This window comes from Paenibacillus sp. oral taxon 786 str. D14, from assembly GCF_000159955.1.
In the GTDB taxonomy this organism is placed as follows: domain Bacteria; phylum Bacillota; class Bacilli; order Paenibacillales; family Paenibacillaceae; genus Fontibacillus; species Fontibacillus phoenicis.
Genome location: NZ_GG695974.1, coordinates 136633 through 139616, shown reverse-complemented (window position 1 = coordinate 139616; position 2984 = coordinate 136633). Strand labels below are relative to the sequence as shown.

Here is a 2984-nt window from a genome sequence, read left to right as displayed (position 1 = left end):
TGCCTAAGATGAGCAAAAATGAGGACTACACTCAGCAGCAGCTGCAGCGGGCCAAGGCCAAGGACTCCACCAACGAAGGCCGAAAAGGCGCCTTCATGACGAAAGACGCCTGGAACCAGGACGGCAACCCTGCCGCAGCGACGGACGATTTCGGTCCCGAGATGAAGCCCGAGGACCCGCCGACGTTGAATGGGAAACCGTTGTAGCTCGATTTCACCCGCATCAGGCCCAATTCTGTATGATTTTTCGAATACATTTCGCCGATATCGCCGAATTTAGCCGATTGTATTCGATTTTTCATATAGAATGCACCCGGTGGACTAACGCCCACAGCTACCAGCTCCGTGTCCCCTCCCCGCCAATCTCAACACCGCACATACTTCCGCTTAAAGCCCAGTTGCCCGCGATCCAGCGCTTTTTGAATGCTTTCCGAAGCGTTCAGAATGGCGCTTTTCTTCTTCCCCCGTTTCATCTCGACCGGGCCGATCGCCTGGGCGGTCTCCACCGCTTGAGTGTGGAGTGGCCGGTAAGAAACCCCGACGGTGTAAACAAAGTTATTCATCGCAGACTTCGTACGCTCGGGCGCATCGTGAATCGAGTTCTTCACCGTTTCCAGCATGCCGGCGAGCTTGCCCTCGTCAAATTCGCTGTCCGGCCGGCTCCCCAATAGCCAGCAGTAACAGCTCCAACCCGCCGACATCTTCAGCTCGTCCCCGCTGGCGATCCACTGGTCGGCCACCTCCTGGGCGATATCCGCCTCCGCCAAGGTGACGGCAACCACGAAGTCCGACAGCATATAGAAATACGCCCCCTCGATCCAGCGATCAAAATCCGCATGCGTCATCGCCTTCGGATCCGCAATCATCCCCGCAAAATACATCGCATCGTAATTCCCCGTCGCGTAAAGCTCCTCAGCCAAGGGCTGATTGATCTTGATCTGCCGGAACAGCGGCTTCATTTCTCCTGTGGCTACACCAAACAGCGGCTCCCGCGCGCCGTTGGACATGTACATTTTTTTCAGGCGCTCCTTACCGAGTGCCTCAAGCTCCTGCATCACCGTTTCCAGCTTCATTTATGGAGCCAGCTCCCTTCATCCCGTATGGGTTCTTCTCCCCTAGCTTACTACGTGAGAAGGGCTTGATTCAATTCCAAAATAAGGCCAAGCGTCCTCGCCAAACTACTTGTTGCGCGCCAGGCGGAACCCTTGATCCGGGCCAAAGCCGCTCGCTTCAAACTTGCCGCGAAACGACACCTCGCTGCTGCTGACATCGCCGATCCAGCCGCCGCCTTTCACTACGCGAAATGAGCCACGCTTATAGTTCTGGTTCACCTCGTCCCCGTACCAATCCCAGCACCATTCCCTCACATTGCCAGACATATCGTACAGCCCCAGCTCATTGGGCTCCTTGCCGCCAACAGGCCGGGTTCGGCTATGATTACTCTCAATGATCGGCCAGTTCCAGTCCCCGCTCAGGTACTCCTCTCCGGCATTCCGCCAATACCAGGCCACATCGTCCACACGCGAGCTTCCGCTGTATTTATAGCTTTGGCTGTGCTGCCCACCCCCAGCTGCATACTCCCACTCTTCCTCCGTCGGCAGCCGATACCCGTTCGCGTCCGGATTGATGGTGACCGTCCATTTCACAGGATCGTATTCGCTTTGATTGTTGGGGTCTATTTTTTGCTTATCTATATTGTAAAAAGGTTTCAAGCCCTCTTTTATGCTCCGCTGATTGCAATACTCGATCACGTCGTACCAGCTCACCATCTCCACCGGCAATTGGTCGCCTTGGAACTGAGACGGATTGCTGCCCATCACTTCCACCCATTCTCTCTGGGTCACTTCATATTTTCCGATATAAAAATCAGCCAGTACCCTGCTCGAGCCATAAAAATTAGACCGGGTGTTCTTCACGCTCCCGCCTTGAACTAGCACGAAGGAGTCGTTCTGCCGCTCCGGTCTCCCCATTGCTGCCTGCGAGCAGGCGGAGACCAGCACCATGATGGTGATGGACAAGATCATGCTCATGTATCGCTTCCTCAAGGTCAGCTCCCCTTTGATTGAAGATCAGTGAAGGCCGCCGGCGGCAAACCGAACGGCCTTGAGACCAAATTTAGCGATGAACCATTACCACACCGTGACGTTGGATCTTCCGCTGCTCTGATAGCCTTCCGTCGCCAAGACCTGGTACGACCAGCTGCTGCCCAGGTTCATGCCCTTGCTTCTCCAGGCATTCACGTGATTGCTGAAGGTGATGGAGACGTTGCTGCCGGTTGGTCGTTTCGATTGCCGCACGCTCCAGAACTGTTGGAACGTCTGCGTGCCATCAATGGAAGGCGCATTATAGCGCATGGTCGTATAAATATCGTAGGTGCCTCCGTCGCTGTTCACCGTTCCTTTGTGAGTACCTGTTGGCCGGTACGTCCCCCAACTGTCGACAACGTAATACTCGATCAGCGAGTTTCTAGTCCATCCGTAAAGGGTCAAGTACCCGTTCCCCGAAGGTTCCCAGATGCCGGCATTGTAATTGATCGTCCGATTTGGCGACCCTACGCTCCAGCCTTTGCCGACCACGAAGTTCCCGCTATTTTGCCAAGTTACGCTGTAATTGCCCCCGGACCCGTTAACCGCATTCACCGTTCCGCCGCCATCCGTCCAATATTGCCAATAATCCGTTGCTGCACTCGAGGTTGCCCCAAATAAACCGAAACTCATCGAAGCCGTCAGGAGTAAAGTGAGCATCTTCTTTTTTAATTTCATCAAACATTCCTCCTCAGAAATAGATTTGACTAACAAAAATAATTCTTGCTCCCTGCTTCTTACCGAGGTCAAGCTTCGTTTCCTGGGGCATCACCTACCTTGGAGCCTCTTTTACCAACATTTAACTATCACCCCCTTTGATAGAAAATTATAGTAGGTAAGCGCATACATTTCACTTCACGAATTAAAGGTTTTATCTAGATTTTTACATATAAGAAAAACG

General features: G+C 53.4%; 4 protein-coding genes. 1 reads left to right on the top strand and 3 read right to left on the bottom strand.

Annotated features, from left to right (window positions below; all coding sequences use genetic code 11):
* Window positions 1–206, top strand: a 206-nt coding sequence (locus POTG_RS09280) for a hypothetical protein (protein ID WP_232282264.1), incomplete at its 5' end; no start/stop codon positions are given.
* Between the two features lie 158 nt (window positions 207–364).
* Here the strand turns inward: POTG_RS09280 and POTG_RS09275 are convergent.
* From POTG_RS09275 to POTG_RS09265, 3 genes are all read right to left on the bottom strand, one after another.
* A complete protein-coding gene (locus tag POTG_RS09275; RefSeq protein WP_009224573.1) occupies window positions 365–1072 on the bottom strand; it encodes a DNA alkylation repair protein in 708 nt (235 codons plus the stop codon).
* Between the two features lie 105 nt (window positions 1073–1177).
* Complete coding sequence (locus tag POTG_RS09270) at window positions 1178–2029, bottom strand: SUMF1/EgtB/PvdO family nonheme iron enzyme (protein ID WP_036644892.1); 852 nt, start codon at window positions 2027–2029, stop codon at window positions 1178–1180.
* Window positions 2030–2128: 99 nt separating this feature from the next.
* Window positions 2129–2764, bottom strand: a complete 636-nt coding sequence (locus POTG_RS09265) for a glycoside hydrolase family 11 protein (protein WP_036644891.1) — start codon at window positions 2762–2764, stop codon at window positions 2129–2131.
* Window positions 2765–2984: the final 220 nt, after the last annotated feature.

Coding starts and splice junctions, on each gene's coding strand:
- POTG_RS09275 (WP_009224573.1), bottom strand. CDS start 1,072: ATGAAGCTGGAAACGGTGATGCAGGAGCTTGAGGCACTCGGTAAGGAG.
- POTG_RS09270 (WP_036644892.1), bottom strand. CDS start 2,029: ATGAGCATGATCTTGTCCATCACCATCATGGTGCTGGTCTCCGCCTGC.